General features: G+C 41.9%; 18 protein-coding genes, 1 tRNA gene and 1 other RNA gene. 17 read left to right on the plus strand and 3 right to left on the minus strand.

The annotated features are described in order from the left end of the window. Positions 1-254: 254 nt before the first annotated feature. Positions 255-1,598 (plus strand): PcsB-like coiled-coil domain-containing protein, encoded by a 1,344-nt coding sequence (locus KQI87_RS10640; RefSeq protein WP_216460137.1) that lies wholly within the window; start codon positions 255-257, stop codon positions 1,596-1,598. A gap of 77 nt (positions 1,599-1,675) precedes the next feature. After that, complete coding sequence (locus KQI87_RS10645) at positions 1,676-2,371, plus strand: anaerobic ribonucleoside-triphosphate reductase activating protein (protein WP_216460138.1); 696 nt, start codon at positions 1,676-1,678, stop codon at positions 2,369-2,371. Here KQI87_RS10645 and KQI87_RS10650 read toward each other — a convergent pair. Beyond that, positions 2,342-3,562 (minus strand): DUF6128 domain-containing protein, encoded by a 1,221-nt coding sequence (locus KQI87_RS10650; RefSeq protein WP_216460139.1) that lies wholly within the window; start codon positions 3,560-3,562, stop codon positions 2,342-2,344. The genes KQI87_RS10645 and KQI87_RS10650 overlap by 30 nt on opposite strands. Before the next feature lie 132 nt (positions 3,563-3,694). On the opposite strand from KQI87_RS10650, the gene KQI87_RS10655 reads away from it, so the two are divergent. From KQI87_RS10655 to KQI87_RS10670, 4 genes are all read left to right on the plus strand, one after another. Further along, positions 3,695-3,768, plus strand: a tRNA-Pro gene (locus KQI87_RS10655). 277 nt (positions 3,769-4,045) lie between these two features. After that, positions 4,046-5,098 (plus strand): hypothetical protein, encoded by a 1,053-nt coding sequence (locus KQI87_RS10660; protein ID WP_216460140.1) that lies wholly within the window; start codon positions 4,046-4,048, stop codon positions 5,096-5,098. Positions 5,099-5,451: 353 nt separating this feature from the next. After that, the gene (gene tadA, locus KQI87_RS10665; protein WP_216460141.1) at positions 5,452-5,985 is read left to right on the plus strand and encodes a tRNA adenosine(34) deaminase TadA; all 534 of its coding nucleotides are present in this window, start codon (positions 5,452-5,454) and stop codon (positions 5,983-5,985) included. Then, a complete protein-coding gene (locus tag KQI87_RS10670; protein ID WP_216460142.1) occupies positions 5,985-7,352 on the plus strand; it encodes an MATE family efflux transporter in 1,368 nt (455 codons plus the stop codon). The genes tadA and KQI87_RS10670 overlap by 1 nt, the downstream gene beginning before the upstream one ends. Before the next feature lie 169 nt (positions 7,353-7,521). On the opposite strand, the gene ffs is transcribed toward KQI87_RS10670, so the two are convergent. Then, positions 7,522-7,781: signal recognition particle sRNA large type (gene ffs, locus KQI87_RS10675), an RNA gene on the minus strand. A gap of 289 nt (positions 7,782-8,070) precedes the next feature. Between ffs and KQI87_RS10680 the strand changes: the two genes are divergently transcribed. From KQI87_RS10680 to KQI87_RS10715, 8 genes are all read left to right on the plus strand, one after another. Next, positions 8,071-9,153 carry a 6-phosphofructokinase gene (locus tag KQI87_RS10680; RefSeq protein WP_216460143.1) on the plus strand — a complete coding sequence of 361 codons (1,083 nt, stop codon included), beginning with the start codon at positions 8,071-8,073 and terminating at the stop codon, positions 9,151-9,153. A gap of 114 nt (positions 9,154-9,267) precedes the next feature. Then, on the plus strand, positions 9,268-10,884 hold the full coding sequence (gene dnaX, locus KQI87_RS10685; protein WP_216460144.1) for a DNA polymerase III subunit gamma/tau: 1,617 nt from the start codon (positions 9,268-9,270) through the stop codon (positions 10,882-10,884). A 110-nt stretch (positions 10,885-10,994) separates the two neighbouring features. Next, a complete protein-coding gene (locus KQI87_RS10690) occupies positions 10,995-11,351 on the plus strand; it encodes a YbaB/EbfC family nucleoid-associated protein (RefSeq protein WP_008706923.1) in 357 nt (118 codons plus the stop codon). Then, a complete protein-coding gene (recR, locus tag KQI87_RS10695) occupies positions 11,351-11,950 on the plus strand; it encodes a recombination mediator RecR (protein ID WP_216460145.1) in 600 nt (199 codons plus the stop codon). The genes KQI87_RS10690 and recR overlap by 1 nt, the downstream gene beginning before the upstream one ends. Before the next feature lie 123 nt (positions 11,951-12,073). Further along, positions 12,074-13,186, plus strand: a complete 1,113-nt coding sequence (locus tag KQI87_RS10700; protein WP_216460146.1) for a LacI family DNA-binding transcriptional regulator — start codon at positions 12,074-12,076, stop codon at positions 13,184-13,186. A gap of 322 nt (positions 13,187-13,508) precedes the next feature. Next, positions 13,509-14,162, plus strand: a complete 654-nt coding sequence (gene fsa, locus KQI87_RS10705; RefSeq protein WP_216460147.1) for a fructose-6-phosphate aldolase — start codon at positions 13,509-13,511, stop codon at positions 14,160-14,162. Positions 14,163-14,177: 15 nt separating this feature from the next. After that, complete coding sequence (locus tag KQI87_RS10710) at positions 14,178-15,017, plus strand: transketolase (protein ID WP_019160570.1); 840 nt, start codon at positions 14,178-14,180, stop codon at positions 15,015-15,017. Beyond that, entirely contained in the window at positions 15,005-15,943 is a 939-nt protein-coding gene (locus tag KQI87_RS10715; RefSeq protein WP_216460148.1) for a transketolase family protein, read from the plus strand. The genes KQI87_RS10710 and KQI87_RS10715 overlap by 13 nt, the downstream gene beginning before the upstream one ends. On the opposite strand, the gene yyaC is transcribed toward KQI87_RS10715, so the two are convergent. Next, a complete protein-coding gene (yyaC, locus tag KQI87_RS10720; RefSeq protein WP_216460149.1) occupies positions 15,916-16,464 on the minus strand; it encodes a spore protease YyaC in 549 nt (182 codons plus the stop codon). The genes KQI87_RS10715 and yyaC overlap by 28 nt on opposite strands. A 193-nt stretch (positions 16,465-16,657) precedes the next feature. Between yyaC and KQI87_RS10725 the strand changes: the two genes are divergently transcribed. The 3 genes from KQI87_RS10725 to KQI87_RS10735 all read left to right on the plus strand — a co-directional run bounded on the left by KQI87_RS10725 (position 16,658) and on the right by KQI87_RS10735 (position 20,038). Then, the gene (locus KQI87_RS10725) at positions 16,658-17,920 is read left to right on the plus strand and encodes a LysM peptidoglycan-binding domain-containing protein (RefSeq protein ID WP_216460150.1); all 1,263 of its coding nucleotides are present in this window, start codon (positions 16,658-16,660) and stop codon (positions 17,918-17,920) included. 158 nt (positions 17,921-18,078) lie between these two features. Next, entirely contained in the window at positions 18,079-19,326 is a 1,248-nt protein-coding gene (locus KQI87_RS10730; RefSeq protein ID WP_216460151.1) for a DUF5711 family protein, read from the plus strand. A 10-nt stretch (positions 19,327-19,336) separates the two neighbouring features. Then, entirely contained in the window at positions 19,337-20,038 is a 702-nt protein-coding gene (locus KQI87_RS10735) for a CvpA family protein (protein ID WP_216460152.1), read from the plus strand. Positions 20,039-20,471: the final 433 nt, after the last annotated feature.

Here is a 20,471-nt window from a genome sequence, read left to right on the forward strand (position 1 = left end):
TGGCCGTGGAATAAATGTTTCATAAACATAAATACCCGCCACATCAAATCAGACATGGCGGGTACATTTAGAAATTCATTTTGAATATTTTGCTTGTCTACTTGACAAGGGGCAGATCAAATGGGGCAGTGCTTTTTTGAGTTTCTGAAAATGTGAAATATTACGTAATTATTACAAAAGTTAATAAAAAGTGTTGATTTATTTACGAAATATGGTATACTAGCATTCAGATCAAGTAGAAAGGTGATTAATTTATGAAGAAAAAAGTTTTTTCATTACTGCTGGCTGGAATGCTTACTTTTTCCATGGGAACAACTGCATACGCAACCGAAGATGCAATCGCTGACATGCAGGCTCAGAAGCAGGAAGCAGAAGCCGGACTTGCACAGGCGCAGGCAAACATCAGCAGCCTTGAGAGCAAGAAGCAGGAGCTGGAGAACTATCTGTCTGATTTAAATACACAGTATGAAGATCTGACCAACGAGATCTCAGACCTCAGCGTACAGGCCGGGGAGAAAGAGAACGAACTGAATCAGCTCCATACAGAATTAAAGAAAGCTAAGAAAGCATTAAATAAACAGTACGATGATATGAAACTTCGTATCCAGTATATCTATGAGAACGGTGGTACATCTGCACTGACAACCTTACTGTCATCCAAAGACCTGTCCGAGTTCCTTAACAATGCTGAGAACGTTGCGAAGATGTCCGAGTATGACAGAAATATGCTGGAGAAATGTGAGAATCTTCAGAACACCATCAAGGAGCAGGAAGCTACAGCAGAAGAAGAGAAAGCTTCTATTGATGAACTTCTTACAGAGAGAGCTTCCAAGCAGCAGGAGGTTCAGGATCTTGCGGCGAGCACAAGTGATAATATTTCCTCTTATGTAAATCAGATCAGTGCAAGCCAGGAAGAGGCAGCAGCACTGACAGCAGAGATCAACAATGCAGATAACAGCATTGCTCAGCTGGTACAGCAGGCAGAGGAAGAAAAAGCGGCCAGAGAAGCAGCCCAGGCGAAAGCGGAGGCAGAAGCAGAAGCTCAGGCAGCACAGGAGCAGGAGAGTACAGACAGTTCAGAATCTGAGAACTATGATGAAACGGATTCTTATGAAGAGTCCTCTGATACAGATTCCTCAGATGATACATATTCTGAAGATACATCTTATGATGAAGAAGCTGATTCCGAAGATTCTTATAGCGAAGACAGCGATACATCCTATGATGAGAGTGAGGACACCAGTGACTATGAAGACACAGCAGACAGTTCTGCATCAGATGACAGCCAGTCTTCCTCAGACAGTTCAAGTTCAGGTCAGGGAAAATATCTTGGTAACTTTACACTGACTGCATATTGTAACTGCGCACAGTGCTGCGGTACAGCAGGCAACCTGACAGCCAGTGGAACCGTTCCGACTGCAGGACGTACAGTAGCTATGGCAGGTGTTCCATTCGGAACTCAGCTTCTGATCAATGGAAATGTCTATACAGTAGAGGATCTGGGAACTCCTTACGGACACGTAGATATTTACTGCAACAGCCATTCAGAAGCATTAAGCTTCGGACTTCAGTCAGCAGAGGTTTATCAGCTGAATTAATAGAGTAGATTATAATAGAACAGTTAAAAGAGAACCTTGGTAAAACGGGGTTCTTTTTGTATAGGGGGGAGAAAATAATGAGAATCTGTGGTTTTAACAAAACAACATTGCTGGATTATCCGGGAAAAGTAGCCAGCACTATATTTCTGGGAAGCTGCAATTTTCGATGTCCATTCTGTCAGAATGGGGTATTGGTTGTGGCGCCAGGAGAACAGCCGGATTACAGCCAGGAGGAGCTGCTGGCATTTTTGCGAAAGAGAAAGGGAATTCTGGATGGGGTGTGTATTTCCGGAGGGGAGCCTACATTATCTGATGGCCTGGAAGGATTTTTAGAGAAAATTAAAGAATTGGGATATGCGGTTAAGTTGGATACGAATGGATCACGTCCAAAGATCGTGAAACATCTTGCAGAAGCTAGCCTGATCGATAAGGTGGCAATGGATATAAAAGCCTGCCCGGATAATTATGCGAACCTAACAGGAGTTGAGAAACCGGATATGGACAGTATCTTTGAAACAGCAGACTTCCTGCTTCACGGAACTCTGGACTATGAATTTCGGACTACCGTGGTCAGGGAACTGCACACACAGAAAGACTTTGAAGAGATCAGTCAATGGCTCAAGGGAGCAAAAGAATACTATCTCCAGGCTTATAAGGACTCAGATGGAGTCCTCAAGCCGGGATATGGAAGTTATACTTTTGAAGAACTTCAGGAATTTCAGAAGATCCTTCAGAAGACAATTTTATCTGTGGGAATCCGGGGCATCGATTAAACGGTACCAATAGCCGCCTCGCGCTTTGGGTATTTCCACGTAGCTGCTCTCCTTGAAATAAGGAAAGCCAAACATATTTGCCATAAAACGTTCCTGTTGGTTATATCCGCCTGGAACGCCCAGGATATACTGTCCGTTATTTCTTTGTCCCAAAAGCAAATGCCCGAAATTATAATGACCATATTGGATAAAACGGTTATTACGTAAAGCGCAGTAGTGCCGTGGGAAGCGCTTCAGGTCATTGAGGTGTATCTTCCATGCAGCAGTAAGCTCGCCGTCTGAGAATGGAGTGAATTCAGTGAAAACCTGAGAATTAGAGGAAGACGAAGGCTTACGGTATTCACTGCGGTTCTGTTGCAAAGATGATACGTCTGGAGTTGCTCCTGTATTTTGGGCAGGGGTGTTAAGTATCTGTGCTTCTGTATGTTCAGAGACATTGTCTGGTACTGTAGGTACAGTGTTTTTCAAAGACTCTGACTCAGCAGATGATGCTGGTTTCAGCTGTTCTTCAGATATGGCAGTGTTTGAGGACTTTATAACCTCAGGGTTCTCTCCGAAATCAGCAGTATCATGGAATGTATCAAATGTATCAGGTGATAGTGTATTAAGTGGAATCGTATCAGATGACATTGTTTCAGGGAAACTCTCAGGTGATTGCTCAGTAATAGGAAGTGAAATCTCCTGTATAGCAGCAGTGATAGAAGAACTTTCAATGTCAGAGGAAGCTGCATCTTCTGAAACAGTATCTGCGTTATTTGAGACAGGAACCATTTCCGGCACTGCATCAGCCGGCGTGATTTTTATTTCCCGGAAATTCTCCGGCCGGATTGGCTGGTCATCCCATTCTGTGCCGAAAAAGCCTCCGGTATCCGTAGTAATGACCATTCCACCCATTTTCCCCATAGAAATGCCGGATGCATTCATATCCATTGCATCTGTCACGATCATACATTCTATAATTTCTTTCTCTGTCTCACAGGTATCCAGCAGAACTCCGTTGATCAAACCATCTTTCCTTGTAAATCCATAGACCCTGCATCCCACATCCTCCAGCAGCCCCGGACAATGCAGATGCACCTGCACAGAACACTGCTGATCCTTCACCTCTACCTTAATAAAACCGCAGTTGCTGCCCTTCTTACCATTTTCATAGTCATATACATATGCGATAAAACGCCGATATCCAGCCAAAATCTTTCCTCCGTAAAACCAGATTCAATAATGTATATGACCCTCGAAAAAAAATATTCGAAAAAATTAAAAAAATTTGAAAAAATCTATTGACAAACTGCAATTTTATTAATATAATAGCACTTGCATTGACGAAGCGTGGCTCAGTTTGGTAGAGCGCTGCGTTCGGGACGCAGAGGTCGTGGGTTCGAATCCCGTCGCTTCGACTAAGCATAGAAAACCTGAAGATGATAAGTCTTCAGGTTTTTTTGCGTTATAAAAAGGAAAACCATTCTTTTTTACGTATAAAAATCTAAAAAAATCTTTCTAAAATATAAATATAAGAATAATTACAGAAATCTGATAAAAATTTAAAAATATTGTTGAAAAATCGGATCGGGATAGGTAAGATGTATTTAAATATCCGGTATCTGTAAAAAGAATGTCCCTTGTTCTTTTTGTTAATATCAGGATATAAAAATACGAAAAAGGAGAAGAAAGAGTATGAAAAACAGATTAGGAAAGGTTTTTAAAGTAATGCTGCTGACGTTAACACTTGTTCTTATGTACAGCATTAATGTATCTGCAACCAGCGGACAGGCATCAATTGGAAGCAAAAACTATGCAACAGTACAGAAAGCACTGACAGCAGTCAAGAATGGTCAGACGATCAAATTGAACCAGGATATTACAGTGACAAAGACTCTTGTATCCAAAAAGAATGTGACTTATACCTTTGATATGAATAAACATAAGATCATATCAAAGGTAGCAGATGAAAACGATGGTACATTTGATATCATAGCTGGTAAAGTAACTATTCTCAATGGTACTTTAAATGGAACGATATTTACAGAAAAAGGTGCTACACTAACAGTAAATGGCGGAACTTATCAGCAGATCATTAACAGTGGAAAAACGGTAGTTAACAATGGAAAAATAGTGAATAAAAAATATTCAGCTTTCTGTAACTATGGTGGTTCATTAGTGATAAAAAAAGCAACTGTAAAAGCAAGATATAACTGTGTTTACGGAGAAAAAGGTACAGTAACTATTAATGGTGGGACGTTTGGAAATTATGACAGAACATGTAATTATCCGGTTATTTATTCAGAAAAAGCAACGATCAACTTGAAAGGTGGAACATATGCTGATTCATATATTCAGAATGTAGTTGGCATTGTTTATAATAACAAAGGAAAAGTTACAATTTCCGGCGGAAAGTATATGGGAGACTGCGGTGCGATCATGAACTACAGTTCCATGACTATTAAAGGTGGAACATTTACATCTGAGAATTCTTATGTTCTGTACTGCGGAGCTAATAGTACAACATCTATAACCGGCGGAAAATTTATTGGCGGAGCAAATGGATCTGTAATCGAAGTTGGAAGTCCAAGAAAGAAATTTTCTATGACAGGCGGCTCTATCGATGTAAGAATGAAAGGTTCTGCGGTTGTATGCTATAACAATAAAAATAACTTTACACTTGATACAAAGAAAGTAAAAATAACCGGCGATAGATGGGAGGATGTATCTGTAAGATATATAGGCTGACATATTCGGGCAATAAAGAATAAAAATGATATGCTTTTCTGAATATTCGCTAAAAAAGAAAGATACTGATTATATCATTTCAAAACAGGACATAAATATTACAATATGTAAGGGGATGATAATTCATTTTATGGATTATGGTCTCCTTATTTTTTGTCGGTTAAAAGAATTGGTAAATTTATATGAATTGGTTGATTTTGTAATAAATTTCTGCTATCGTTGTTTTTGAATCCAAAAGACTTATTGTATTAAATTACAGATAGGTTCTAATGTATGTAACTGTATTTTAATTTGCTTGGAGATTAATAGATTCCGGGCTTTTTTTATGTTTAAAATGGAAAGGGAGACAAAGTTTGACAGATCAGGAACGTTTTATGAAAGAAGCTATCCGCCAGGCAAAGAAAGCGGAAGCTCTGGAAGAAGTACCGATCGGCTGCGTGATCGTATATGAAGGCAAGATCATTGCACGCGGATATAACAGAAGAAATACAGATAAGAACACACTATCTCATGCAGAACTGAATGCAATCCGCAAAGCCAGCAAAAAACTTGGCGACTGGCGGCTTGAGGGTTGTACAATGTATGTAACACTGGAACCATGTCAGATGTGTTCCGGAGCGCTTGTTCAGTCAAGAATCGACGAGGTAGTGATTGGATGTATGAATTCTAAGGCCGGCTGCGCTGGTTCTGTAATGAACCTTCTGCAGGTTGAAGGATTCAATCATCAGGTAAAGATCACGCAGGGGGTTCTGGAAGAAGAATGCTCTACGATGTTGTCTGATTTTTTCAAGAGACTTCGTGAGAAAAAGAAACAGGAAAAAGCAGCCCGCAAAGCAGAGCGGGAGAAACTTGAGAATCAGCAGAGTGAGAAAGAGGCGGATAAATAATGAGAAGAGATACAACAAATGATATGACTGTCGGAAATCCGGTGAGTCTGATCATAAAATTTATGATTCCGATGTGTCTGGGAAATCTTTTTCAGCAGTTTTATAACATAGCAGATTCCATTGTTGCCGGAAAATTCATCGGGGTAAATGCTCTTGCGGCGATTGGAAGTACCGGTTCACTGATGTTCTTTGTGACAGGATGGCTCAACGGACTCTGCAGTGGATTTGCAATCATCATAGCCCAGATGTTTGGCGCGAAAAAATATGATAGAATGCGGCACTATGTTGCGATGTCTATTTATCTGATGGCGGCGTTTTCCGTTGCAATGACAATAGGATTCAGTATTGCAAATAAACCGATCCTGCATCTGATGAACTCACCGGAAGAAGTGTTCAGCGATGTAACTGCTTACATGGGAATTATTTACGCAGGTCTTATTATCACAGGTGCATACAATGCTCTTGCTGCATTTCTGCGTGCATTGGGGGATTCTAAATCGCCGTTGTACTTCTTAATCATTTCAGCTGTGATCAATGTGATCTTAGATGTAGTGTTTATTGCAGTATTTGGAATGGGAGTAGAGGGATGTGGTTACGCTACTGTAATCGCGCAGGGAATTTCTGCGGTATGCTGTCTGATTTATATTATTAAAAGATTTCCAATCCTCCATCTGGAACGGAAAAACTTTGAGATATCCTGGGATAGTTTTGCCAGACTTCTGAAACTGGGAATTCCGATGGGCTTACAGTTCTCTATTACAGCGATCGGAACGATCATTGTTCAGAGCGCGGTTAATATTTACGGACCTGTATATATGGCAGGATTCTCAGCTGCCGGTAAGATCCAGAATATTTTTGCTACAGTATTTACATCCTTTGGTGCAACAATTGCAACTTATGTAGGACAGAACCGCGGTGCCGGAAAAATGGATCGTGTGAAATTAGGGGTGCGATATACACAGCTTATGATCTGGGGGTGGAGCATCTTTGTCATGTTCCTGATGTTCTTCTTCGGAAAGTATCTGACATATCTTTTTGTAGATCCGTCCGAACAGGATGTGGTGAAAGTATCTGTTACATATTTTAGAACAGTGTTCTGGGCGTATCCATTCTTGGGAAGCATCTTCCTGTACCGTAACACTTTACAGGGAATGGGATATGGTCTTGTGCCGATGCTTGGAGGTGTGTTTGAACTGGTAGCAAGAACCGGAATTGTTGTACTGATCGCAGGACGTACTTCCTTTGCAGGTGTATGTCTGGCAGATCCGACTGCATGGATCGCAGCATTGATTCCGCTGGTTCCGTATTACTTCCATGTGATGAAAAAATATAAGAACAGAAGCCGGGTACGGGCAGTAGAAGATTAATATTGGAAACAAATAGAAAAACTCAAAAGAAGCAAGGAAAATTCCTTGCTTCTTTTGCTATAAAGATTTTTTAAATCAAAGAAATAAAAAGCATTCCAGAAGTTATCCGCAGATAAAATCCAGAATGCTTTTGATTATATGATGACTTGCATCATGAATATTCTTTTTTGCGCGCCGCACTTCGGAATGGTCCCACAGACGTTACCTCTACAGTTAACTCAGCCCAGGCACCCTTACGGCACACAAGAGCTTCTGCTTAGTGCTGCTACATTCCTGTCCTGACACGGTTCACAGATTCCTGTTGCGTAAGACCCAAACGTCAACGCCACTTATAAAGGGCAGCTCCACAGGATACAAGCCTCAGATTGGCATCACCCCTGCTGTAGCGGATTGCAGGTACAGGGCACCGCTATCTCCCCGGCTGCGCACTCTTGATTATATAGGCGGAAGCTGCTTTTGTCAAGAACAAAAGTGACACTGTGCAAGGAGTGATCAGTGTTACAAAAGTTTTCCAACACTATTGTGTGAAAACAGTAAATATTATATAATAAATAGAAATAAACTATCTTTATTCTGGAAACAGATATGTTATGGTGTTATGGTTCATTTTCTGATAATAACACATAAATAGTTACTGTTCACTCCGTGCCCAGTAACCATGAATATACGGCGTGTCTTGTATTGGATATTGATAAACACAGAAATGGAGGATACTATCATGATCAAAAGAATAGGTATGCTTACCAGCGGCGGTGACTGTCAGGCACTTAACGCTACCATGCGAGGAGTAGTAAAAGGACTGACCAACAATGTAGACGAATTAGAAGTTTATGGATTTGACGATGGATATAAGGGACTGATCTATGGCAAATACCGTATGCTTACAGCCAAGGACTTCTCAGGAATCCTTACACAGGGCGGAACGATCCTCGGAACTTCCAGACAGCCGTTTAAGCTGATGCGCGTCCCGGATGAGAATGGCCTGGATAAGGTTGAAGCAATGAAGCAGACCTATTACAAACTCTGCCTTGACTGCCTGGTAATCCTCGGTGGAAACGGAACCCAGAAGACTGCAAACCTCCTGAGAGAAGAAGGATTAAACATTATCCATCTTCCAAAGACCATTGACAATGATATCTATGGAACAGACATGACATTTGGTTTCCAGAGTGCAGTAAACATTGCAACAAACGCCATTGACTGCATCCATACAACTGCATCTTCACATGGTCGTGTATTTATCGTAGAAATCATGGGACACAAAGTAGGAAGCCTGACACTTCATGCAGGTGTTGCCGGTGGTGCAGATATCATCCTGATCCCTGAAATCCCATATGATATCAAGAAAGTCACAGCAGCTATCCAGAAACGTGCCAAAGCAGGCAAACGTTTCACGATCCTTGCAGTTGCAGAAGGTGCGATCTCCAAAGAAGACGCAGAACTTCCTAAGAAGAAATACAAAGAGAAACTGGAAGCCAGAGCAAAGAAATATCCGTCTGTTTCCTACGAGATCGCTGATCAGATCTTTAAAGAGATCGGAAGCGAAGTACGTGTCACAGTACCTGGCCATACACAGCGAGGCGGAGAACCATGCCCATATGACCGCGTTCTTTCTACAAGAATCGGCGCAGGCGCAGCACAGGCTATCATCGACGGTGAATACGGTGTAATGATCGGCGTGGTAAATGGCAAGATCAAACGAGTACCGCTTGAAGAGTGTGCTGGCAAACTTAAGATGGTATCACCAAAAGACCAGCTGGTACAGGCTGCTAAGCAGATCGGCATCAGTTTCGGTGACTGATAACGAAACAGTACTTGACTGGAAGATACCTTTTCATATAAGATACTGATGTAAAAAAGACCGCCGCGGGAATTTTTTCCGCGGCGGCTGTGATAATAAGAGAGGAGTTTGTTCATGAGTTACACTGCTCTTTACAGAAAATTCAGACCGGATAATTTTGCAGATGTCAAAGGTCAGGATCACATCGTGACTACCCTGACCAACCAGATTAAGCACAACCGTATTGGCCATGCCTATCTGTTCTGTGGAACCAGAGGTACCGGTAAAACAACAGTAGCCAAGATTCTGGCGAAAGCAGTCAACTGTGAACATCCCGTAAACGGCAGCCCCTGCAACGAATGCGCCATGTGCAAAGCAATCCAGGCAGGAACTGCAATGAATGTGATCGAAATCGATGCTGCATCCAACAACGGTGTAGATAACATCCGAGAGATCAGAGAAGAGGTTTCCTACCGCCCCACAGAAGGTAAATACAAAGTATACATCATAGACGAGGTTCATATGCTTTCCGTAGGCGCATTCAACGCCTTGCTGAAAACGCTGGAAGAACCGCCGTCTTATGTTATGTTTATCCTTGCAACAACAGAGGCACACAAGATTCCTATTACAATCTTGTCCAGATGCCAGAGATATGATTTCCACAGAATTACCATAGATACGATCGCTGCCAGACTGGATGAACTGCTCAAAGTCGAAGGCATAGAAGCCGAGGAAAAAGCAGTCCGCTATGTAGCGAAGGCAGGAGACGGTTCTATGCGAGATGCGCTTAGTCTTCTTGATCAGTGTATCGCCTTTTACCTGGGCCAGGAACTTACCTATGATAAAGTTCTGGAAGTTCTTGGAGCTGTTGACACAGAAGTATTCAGTAAACTTCTGCGAAAAGTAATCCAGGGAGATGTGACAGGTTCCATCCATATCCTGGAGGAACTGATTGTAGGAGGAAGGGAACTGAGCCAGTTTGTTGGAGATTTTACCTGGTATATGCGAAATCTTCTTCTTGTGAAGACATCTGAGGATCCGGAGGAAGCGATTGATGTTTCTTCAGAGAACATGAAGCTTCTGAAAGAAGAGAGCACGATGCTGGATGTGGAGACACTGATGCGCTATATCCGCATTTTTTCTGATCTTTCCAATCAGATCCGCTATGCCACTCAGAAACGAGTTCTGGTAGAGATTGCACTGATCAAACTCTGCCGTCCTGCAATGGAGACAAATCTGGATTCCGTTCTGGACAGACTGCGTGTACTGGAACAGCGTATGGATGAGCGCCCGGTGCAACAGGTGATCGTACAGCAGGGAAACAGTGTGTCCGGTGCAGAAACTGGTGCAGTTGTTGCGGCAGCAGAGAAGAAGCCTCCGGCAAAAGCAGCTCCAGAGGATCTGCAGAAGATCGTAGCTGGATGGAGAGTGATCACAGGTCAGACAACAGGGATGTTCAAACAGATGCTTCAAAAGTCAATTCCGAAGTATAATGGTGAGACTGGAGAGCCAATCCTTTATGTAGAATTTCAGGATTTCCTGGGTCAGTCATATGTTGATGATCCAGATGCGAAGAAAGAACTTCAGGATATCATTGCCGCACAGACAGGAAAATCCGTAGAAATTGAGATGCTGGTAGCCAATCAGCATCAGCATACAAACCTGGCAGATATTACCGTGGATCAGGCAATCAGGGATAATATCCATATGGACGTTATTATAGAGGAAGATCCTGATGAACCACAGGAATAATGACCGGTTGAGAATCTGGCAGCCTGACAGGCAGTTATGACTGGATCCTGATGAGACATGAAACATATCAAGAATATAAATAAGAATGAATAACAAGGAGGATACCACAAATGGCAAAACGTGGAGGATTCCCGGGAATGGGTATGCCGGGAAATATGAATAATCTTATGAAACAGGCGCAGAAGATGCAGCGCCAGATGGAAGAGAACCAGAAAGCTCTCGAAGAGAAAGAATTCACAGCAACTGCAGGCGGCGGAGCTGTAGAAGTGACAATCTCCGGTAAGAGAGAAGTAACGAAAGTGAAACTTCAGGAAGAAGTAGTAGATCCAGACGACATCGAAATGTTGGAAGACCTGATCGTAGCAGCTACAAACGAAGCACTTCGTAAAGTAGAAGAAGAATCCACGGCTGTTATGTCCAAATTGACCGGTGGTCTGGGCGGACTTGGTGGAGGACTTCCATTCTGATGGAATACTACAGCAGTCATATCAATAAGCTGATCGAGCAGCTTTCCCATCTTCCGGGAATCGGTGCGAAGTCAGCACAGAGACTGGCATTTCACATTATGAATATGCCAAAAGATCAGGTAGACCAGCTTACATCATCTATCGTGAATGCAAGAGAGAATGTGCAGTATTGTAAATGCTGCTACACTCTTACAGACAGGGAAATATGTCCGATCTGCAGCAATGACAAGCGAGACCATTCTGTGATCATGGTAGTGGAGAATACCAGAGATCTTGCCGCTTATGAAAAAACCGGTAAATTTGATGGTGTTTATCATGTACTTCACGGTGCAATCTCACCTATGCTTGGAGTTGGACCAGATGATATCAAGTTGAAAGAACTTATGCAGCGTCTGACCAAAGACGATGTAAAAGAAGTGATCGTTGCCACCAACTCCAGTCTGGAAGGCGAGACAACAGCTATGTACATCAGCAAACTGATCAAGCCAACAGGGATTAAAGTCAGCAGGATCGCCAGCGGTGTTCCGGTAGGCGGTGATCTGGAATATATTGACGAAGTAACTCTGCTTCGTGCTCTTGAGGGCCGAGTAGAGTTATAATGTACAGGAGAAAGCTTTCCTGTACAATTAAACAAATAAGCGGTTGGCGAATAACTGCTTGACTTAACAGGCGAACGAAATTTGTTTGCTTGACGAAAAAATTGATATAAAGGAGGAGTACTTTTGTCAAAAAAGAAAGCAACTTCTTCCGATGTGGCCCAGAGAGCCGGAGTCTCCCAGGCAACTGTCTCCATGGTCCTGAATAAAAAATACAATGTATCTTTTTCCAGAGAAACCGTAGAGAAGGTAGAACAGGCAGCCAGAGAATTAGGCTACCAGCTTCCGGGCCGCAAAAACAAGAAAGACAGCAGGAAGGAGAAACTGATCGTTGTCTTTTGCCCAACTCTGACGAGCCCATATTATGTACTTCTGCTCCAGGGAGTAGAGGCAGTCGCAAACAAGCAAGGCTATGGCGTCTTTATCTGCAATACACAAAGAGATGCCCGTCTGGAGGAGAAATACCTTCGGATGATGCACACCATTCAGCCTCAGGGAATCATCTACAGCTGTAATCCAAATCCGGATTTCCAGCAGCAGGTAGAGGAACTGGCGCAGAGTATCCCCCTTGTTATTATCAGCAACAAGGAGAAAACCACCACAGTAGATGCTATTAATCAGGACAATACAGTGGTGGGAAAAATGATGGCAAGACATTTGCTTGATCTTGGACACAGAGATGTAGCATTTATCACTCCTCCGCTGACCAGAAGGCAGTGGCAGAGAAGTAAACGTGTAAACGGTTTTGTAAAAGAATTTGAGAAGGAAGGTCTGAAGGACCATGTGATCATCAAGGCAGCAGACGAATCCATTGATTCCAGAATCCCCCGGATGGACACCGAGTATTCCATGGGATATCAGCTTACGATGGAACTTCTGCAGGAGGGCAGACAGTTTACTGCTATTGCCGGTCAGAATGACATGATGGCAATCGGAGCACTGGATGCACTTCATGAGGCAAAGGTACATGTCCCTAGAGATGTGTCGGTGATTGGATGTGATAATATCTTTTATTCCAGTATTCGCAGAATTTCTCTGACTACTATCGATCATTTCGTAGCACTGAAAGGCCAGGATGCATGTGACATCATCCTGCGCAAGATCGATACCAGGGAGAGAGCCCTGACAGACTCGGCCCCTATCAGTCTTTACAATATCGAATACACACCAAAGCTTATATCCAGGCGAACAACCGGATATGCAAGAACCCGGAAGAACCCTGCCGGGAAAATTAATTAAATACGCCATACGAAATTATTAATAATAATTTGGAACTTCAGAACACAACTGAAAATATGATATCCTGTAGAAAGCTGTAAAAATGCTGATTGATAATCCTTTCACAAGGTGATTAGAATTAATAAAAAATATAATTATTAATAGAAAAATTATTAATAATTTTTCGGACACTTGACCTTCCGAAGAACTTTGATATAATGAAATTATCAACAAACGAACGCTTGTAAGTGAGCAAAAATTATTACTGTTCACATACCGTTGTCTCACAAAGAGTGGGCAATGGTCAAAAGCGAACAGTAACCAAATCAGGAGGGTTAAGAACATGAAATTTTTTATTGACACAGCCAAAGTAGAAGATATTAAAGCAGCTAACGATATGGGAGTGATCTGTGGTGTTACTACAAACCCATCTCTTATCGCAAAAGAAGGAAGGGATTTCAACGAAGTAATCAAAGAGATCACATCTATCGTAGACGGACCGATCAGCGGTGAAGTGAAAGCTACAACAACAGACGCTGAAGGCATGATCAAAGAAGGCCGTGAGATCGCAGCGATCCATCCAAACATGGTTGTTAAGATCCCGATGACAGTAGAAGGTCTGAAAGCAGTTAAAGTTCTTTCCGCAGAAGGAATCAAAACAAACGTTACTCTGATCTTCACAGCTAACCAGGCACTTCTTGCTGCAAGAGCTGGTGCAACATATGTTTCTCCATTCCTTGGAAGACTTGATGACATTTCCACAAGAGGCGTTGACCTGATCCGTGAGATCGCTGAGATCTTCGAAGTTGCTGGAATCGAAACAGAGATCATCGCAGCAAGCGTAAGAAATCCGATCCATGTAACAGACTGCGCACTTGCAGGTGCTGACATCGCAACTGTTCCATACAGCGTAATCGTACAGATGACAAAACATCCTCTGACAGATGCAGGTATCGAGAAATTCCAGAAAGATTATAAAGCAGTATTCGGCGAATAAGGAGAATTTACCATAATGGAAAAATTAGAACTTCAGAAAATTGCAAACGAAGTCCGCAAAGACATCGTTACAGCAGTACATGCTGCAAAAGCAGGACATCCGGGCGGATCTCTGTCTGCAGCAGATGTATTCACATATTTATATTTTGAAGAAATGAATATCGATCCTAAGGATCCTAAGAAAGCTGATCGTGACCGTTTCGTACTTTCCAAAGGCCACACAGCACCAGGATACTATTCTGCACTTGCAGAAAGAGGATTTTTCCCGAAAGAAGACCTGAAGACTCTTCGTCATCTGGGATCTTATTTACAGGGACATCCGGATATGAAACATATCCCGGGCGTTGATATGTCCAGCGGTTCTCTTGGACAGGGAATCTCTGCAGCAGTAGGTATGGCACTTTCTGCTAAATTAAGCAACGAAAGCTATCGCGTATACACTTTATTAGGTGACGGCGAGATTCAGGAAGGCCAGGTATGGGAAGCTGCTATGTTCGCAGGTCACAGAAAACTGGACAACCTTGTAGTGATCGTAGATAACAATGGACTTCAGATCGACGGTAAGATTGATGATGTATGCTCTCCATACCCGATCGATAAGAAATTTGAAGCATTTAACTTCCATGTGATCAATGTTGCAGACGGAAATGATATGGACCAGTTAAAAGCTGCTTTTGATGAAGCTAAGGCTACCAAAGGAATGCCTACAGCGATCATTATGAAAACTGTAAAAGGAAAAGGCGTTTCCTTCATGGAAAACCAGGCCGGATGGCATGGCAAAGCTCCGAATGACGAGCAGTATGCACAGGCAATGGCAGACTTAGAAAAGGTAGGTGAAGCATTATGTCAGAAGTAAAGAAGATCGCAACAAGAGCAAGCTACGGCGCTGCACTGGTTGAATTAGGTAAGAAACATGACAACCTGGTCGTTCTGGACGCTGACCTTGCTGCAGCTACTCAGACAGGTATGTTTAAGAAAGAATTCCCGGAACGTCACATCGACTGCGGTATTGCTGAGTGCAATATGATGGGTATTGCTGCAGGTCTGGCTACAACAGGAAAAGTTCCTTTTGCCAGCACATTTGCTATGTTTGCAGCAGGACGTGCTTTTGAGCAGGTTCGTAACTCTATCGCATATCCGAAGATCAATGTAAAGATCGGTGCTACTCACGGTGGAATCTCTGTAGGTGAAGATGGTGCAACACATCAGTGCTGCGAAGACTTCGCACTTATGAGAGCAATCCCGGGAATGGTTGTTGCATGCCCTTCTGATGATATTGAAGCAAAAGCTATGGTAGAAGCAGCTTACGAGCATGTTGGACCTGTATATATGAGATTTGGACGTCTGGCAGCTCCTGTTATCAACGACAGACCGGACTACAAATTTGAATTAGGTAAAGGTATCGTCCTTCGTGAAGGAAAAGACCTTACTATCATCGCAAACGGTCTTTGTGTAGCTCCTGCTCTTGAAGCAGCAGAGAAGCTTGCAGCAGACGGTGTAGATGCGAAAGTGATCAATATCCATACAATTAAACCTCTGGATGAAGAACTCGTAGTTGCAGCAGCCAAAGAAACAGGCAAAGTTGTAACTGTAGAGGAACATTCTGTAATCGGCGGACTTGGTGGAGCTGTATGCGAATGCCTGTCTGAAAAAGCTCCTGTACCTGTAAAACGTATCGGTGTAAATGATGTATTCGGAGAATCAGGCCCAGCTGTAGCTCTTCTTGAGAAATATGGTCTTGATGCTGAAGGTATCTACAAACAGATCAAAGAATTCGTATAATTTAAGATTCCCTGTGTTATGGTATCTGCCAGGGAAATTACAGTAGACAGTCGGGTAGTCTGAAGCGTCAACTGCTCCAGAAGTCCAGCGATGTTTACAATCCCTGTAATGTGAATATCACCTACAGGAGGAAGTTCTTTTTGAACTCCGGCACCTGGGTACAGTGCACCATCTGCGATGGTCACGTACCCGAGGTGCTTTTTTTGTCCAAGAGAGGCATCAATAGCGATCACCAGACTGTCAGGATGCAGAAGTTTGATCCTGCGGGAAATTTTTTCCAGATTCAGGGCATGTACGGGGGATTTCAGTGTGCCGTAAATATAAATGTCATGTACATTTAGTCGTTCGGTCAGCTGATGGCCGATATACGGACCGAGACAGTCTCCTGTTACCCGGTCGCTTCCGATACACAGAAAGACCAGTTCCGACCACTTGCCGGGGTAATGAAGAATGCATCTGTTCAGAAAAGAAGCAATTTCCTGCGGAGAGTTGCTTTTTTGCGAGTCTACATAAAATACCATACAGTCCTCCGGATGATTTTTTACGTTCTTAGAAATATTTTCCATACCAATATCTATGTTTCATCATATCCCGTTCAGAGAGAAATTATGCACAGTGCAAAATCTGTCGCCAAATTCTTATAAATCTCTCTTACAAAGTGCTAAAATCTGCGATTTGCCTGTGCTATTCTGATACCCGAAGGGGTGATGAGATATGATAGAAGTAATCTATAAAGATGAATCTCAGGACGCAAAAAGCGGTGAAGAACCGTTCGGATTACCCAGAAATATACGGCAGATCGGTCTTGTACGCGACGATTATAAGATTTATATGGAAGACTATGTATACACATTTCTGGTAAGACTTGCCAGGTCAGAGAATGTATCAGGTGAGACGAAGGCACAAGTTGCAGTTCTCACAGGGGAGATTAAATGGCGTTCCCAGACTGCATATCTGTTCATAAAAGGGGCAATGATGGCAGAGGATATGGATGCAGCACCAGATCATATTGATTTTTCGGGGGAGCAGTGGAAAAAGATACAGAAAGAGCAGGAAAAGTATTTTGCAGAGCAGGAAATTGTAGGTTGGTTTTTTTCACAGCCTCAGCTTGTGCTGGAAGTTTCAGAGCTGATGACTAAGATACACATGAAACATTTCGGTGGCGAAAAAGTACTGATGCTTATGGAGCCGCAGGAAAGGGAGGATGCTTTTTTTCATTATGAGAATAATGAAATGGTGCATCTTGGAGGTTACTATCTCTATTATGAGAAAAATCCCAGTATGCAGACTTATATGATCGATAAGAATAAAGAACTTCAGCCGGAGGTGCAGGAACATTATGAGGATCAGGCTGTAAAAGATTTCCGAAAAATAATTACAGATAAAAAAGAGACAAAGAAGGAGTCGGCAGCTCCTTCTGTTTTTTCATATGGATTAACTGCGTGCCTGGCAATTGCAGTTTTGTCTGTGGGCGTGAATTTCTACAGGGGTTACCAGAAGACAACACAGCCAGGAACAGATGCTGCTACAGTTTCTTCTGTGATCGTTGAGGAAGTTACACCTTCACCGACAGCCAGAGCAGAGGAAACCGTTACTCCAACAATCAGGGAGGAAATTTCTCCGACTCCGATGGCAGCAAAAAAAGTTGGGACGGAAACAAAATCAGATAAAACCGAGCAGGTACCGGCGGCAAAAGTAGAAAATACAGAAAGTGCAGATAAAACAGAACAAATTTACCAGCAGGAAGCGGATGAACGCAAGGCAAAGAAACGTGTCAGGGAAGCTGCCGAAAAAGAGAACAGGGAGGCCGCATCAGATACAACGCATGAATCTTATGTGATCCAGCCTGGAGACACACTTTTTCAGATATGTATGGACAGATATGGGAGTGTGGAAGCTATTAGCCAGATCTGTCAGTTGAATGGGATATCAGCAGATGAAATCATTTATCCCGGACAAGTAATTGTATTACCTTAGAAAACTGTGCTATAATGAAACGAAAAAATGATATTAGGGTCAAGGATGTTTGGATTCTGATATTGTAAAATGCGGATTTGGGAATACACTATAAATCACAGCATAGTCAAAGAATAAATAAAAATGTAGATGAATTGAGAAATAAGGTAAGGGCTAAAATGGCAAATACAATCAGGAAATTGAAAAATAAACACAAAAAGAAAAAACTTCAGGCAGAAAAGAAAAGGCTGGCAAAGCAAAAAGGAATGTCTGTTGATGAATATGCAGATGATTATGAACGGAAATTATCCAGACATAAAAGAAATATAGTAAAGAAAACCGTCATTACAGTAGTGGCAATCGCTGCTGCTGTAACTGCTGTAGGATTCTATATAGAAAAGAGAAGCTACCATAACTATAAGGTGGTACAATCCAGCGAACAGGAAGATGTTGTATCTACAAATTATGTAGAAATGGATGGAGATATCCTTCGTTACAGTTCTGATGAAGTCTCTCTTGTTTCTGATAAGATGAGTACGCTCTGGAGTGAGACCTATCAGATGCAGAATCCAATCGCTGATGTGAACGGAACGCGTGCAGTGATTGCAGATAAAGACGGAAACACATTGGAAATATATGATAAATCGGGAAAAACAGGAAGCGTGACAACTTCTTACAGTATTATTAAGGCGAGGGTTTCTAAGAGTGGCCTGGTAGCGGCCATCCTTGATGGAGGAGATGATACCTGGATTGATTTTTACAGTACAGATGGAAGTCTGATTGCTGAAAATCAGACAAAGGTGGATGATCCTGGATATCCACTGGATATTGCCATATCTGAGGATGGTGTTGTTATGATGGTCACATATCAGTTTGTAGATGGCAGCGATACAACCAGTTATGTTGCATTCTATAATTTTGGAGATGTGGGACAGAATGAAGATGACAGAATCGTCAGTGGCTATAAATACGAAGGCGTAGTAGTACCACAGATTCAGTATCTTGATAATAACCGTTCTGTAGCACTTAAAGATAATGGTTTTACCCTTTATCAGGGAAGTCAGATTCCGAAGGAAACGAAAACCGTAGAAGTAGACAAAGAAATTGTAAGTACTTTTTTAGATAATGACATGATTGGTCTTGTGTTCAAAAATGACAGCAAAGATAAACAGTATACAATGGAAGTATACACTACAGATGGTAATCTGAAATTCACACAGGATTTTAACATTCCGTATACAACGATTAAGCTGAGTGGTGGAAATATTTTAATGTATAACAGCTCTCAGATGTGTGTAATGAACAGCAGAGGAGTTCAGAAATATCTTGGAAGTGTAGATGGGACAATTAAAGATTTCTTTAAAATCGGATGGAACCGATATCTCCTTGTACTTGACAGTGGTGTAGATGTGATAAAATTGAGTTAGGAGGAATCAAATGACTTTAACATGGGCTGGAGTCATTGCTGCACTCTTATTGGCATTTGCCTGTGTCAGGGGATATAAACGGGGACTGATACGAGAGGTTGTTTCACTTGTATGTGTATTTTTGTCGATGTCTATTGTATGGTTTGTGAATCCGTATGTAAATCAGTTTATCCGTGAGACAACATCTGTTTATGAGAAAGTGCAGGACAGTTGTCAGGAGTTTGTAGAAAAGAAATACAGTATGCAGATAAACAGCGGAGAAGATCAGGATGCATTTATAAATGAAATGAATCTGCCAGATCTCCTGAGCGAAGGGCTAGCTCAGAATAACAATTCGGATATTTACCAGTATCTGGCCGTAACCACTTTTTCTGATTATATTGCACAGTATCTGGCGCGTATGGCAGTAAACGGGATTTCCTTTCTGATTTCGTTGCTGATGTCAACTATCCTAGTGCGAAGTGTGACGTGGATGCTCAATCTCGTATCAAGACTTCCGGTTATCCACGGTATGAATAAGATAGCAGGAGCATTTCTGGGAGCAGCGAAGTTCCTCATTGTAATATGGATACTGTTTCTGGCACTGACGATTGTATGCAATACAGAGATAGGAGAAGCTGTTCTTCAGATTGTTAAGAAAGACTACATTTTAAGCTATCTGTATGATCAGGATATCCTGATAAAGATATTTATGAGTATTTTTTATCAATAGGCAGGGAAATTGAAGTTATTGTAAAAAAATGTGTAAAAAAATGTAAAATAGTGCTTGACGTGCAGAAAAAATAATGATATAATAAATCCGCTTCTGAATGAGGCGGATTTTTTTCAACAGACAACAAAGTATTTGGTTGAATAAAGTTGAAAAAAAGATAAAAAAGATGTTGACAGGAAACTGAAGACATGATATTATATCAGAGTTGCTGATGGAACATTAGCAAACATCGAAAAAGAACTTGAAAAATTAAATAAAAAAGTTCTTGACAAGATGAAAAACGAGTGATATAATAAACAAGCTGTCGCAAGACGGACAACCTTGATAACTAAACAGTGAAACACATACGATTCTCGAAAATTCTTTACATTTTTAAGAACGGTTGAATAAACCAAAAACAGTAAAAACGAGAGATAACTAAGCTAGTTGGTTG

The organism is Blautia sp. MSJ-9 (assembly GCF_018919065.1).
Classification (GTDB): domain Bacteria; phylum Bacillota; class Clostridia; order Lachnospirales; family Lachnospiraceae; genus Blautia_A.

Bases quoted from the DNA above. Each gene is read 5' to 3' on its own strand.
- KQI87_RS10660 (WP_216460140.1), top strand. From the start codon at position 4,046: ATGAAAAACAGATTAGGAAAGGTTTTTAAAGTAATGCTGCTGACGTTA.
- fsa (WP_216460147.1), top strand. From the start codon at position 13,509: ATGAAATTTTTTATTGACACAGCCAAAGTAGAAGATATTAAAGCAGCT.
- KQI87_RS10670 (WP_216460142.1), top strand. From the start codon at position 5,985: ATGAGAAGAGATACAACAAATGATATGACTGTCGGAAATCCGGTGAGT.
- KQI87_RS10690 (WP_008706923.1), top strand. From the start codon at position 10,995: ATGGCAAAACGTGGAGGATTCCCGGGAATGGGTATGCCGGGAAATATG.
- KQI87_RS10710 (WP_019160570.1), top strand. From the start codon at position 14,178: ATGGAAAAATTAGAACTTCAGAAAATTGCAAACGAAGTCCGCAAAGAC.
- KQI87_RS10715 (WP_216460148.1), top strand. From the start codon at position 15,005: ATGTCAGAAGTAAAGAAGATCGCAACAAGAGCAAGCTACGGCGCTGCA.
- KQI87_RS10725 (WP_216460150.1), top strand. From the start codon at position 16,658: ATGATAGAAGTAATCTATAAAGATGAATCTCAGGACGCAAAAAGCGGT.
- KQI87_RS10645 (WP_216460138.1), top strand. From the start codon at position 1,676: ATGAGAATCTGTGGTTTTAACAAAACAACATTGCTGGATTATCCGGGA.
- KQI87_RS10680 (WP_216460143.1), top strand. From the start codon at position 8,071: ATGATCAAAAGAATAGGTATGCTTACCAGCGGCGGTGACTGTCAGGCA.
- recR (WP_216460145.1), top strand. From the start codon at position 11,351: ATGGAATACTACAGCAGTCATATCAATAAGCTGATCGAGCAGCTTTCC.
- KQI87_RS10640 (WP_216460137.1), top strand. From the start codon at position 255: ATGAAGAAAAAAGTTTTTTCATTACTGCTGGCTGGAATGCTTACTTTT.
- KQI87_RS10730 (WP_216460151.1), top strand. From the start codon at position 18,079: ATGGCAAATACAATCAGGAAATTGAAAAATAAACACAAAAAGAAAAAA.
- dnaX (WP_216460144.1), top strand. From the start codon at position 9,268: ATGAGTTACACTGCTCTTTACAGAAAATTCAGACCGGATAATTTTGCA.
- KQI87_RS10735 (WP_216460152.1), top strand. From the start codon at position 19,337: ATGACTTTAACATGGGCTGGAGTCATTGCTGCACTCTTATTGGCATTT.
- yyaC (WP_216460149.1), bottom strand. From the start codon at position 16,464: ATGGTATTTTATGTAGACTCGCAAAAAAGCAACTCTCCGCAGGAAATT.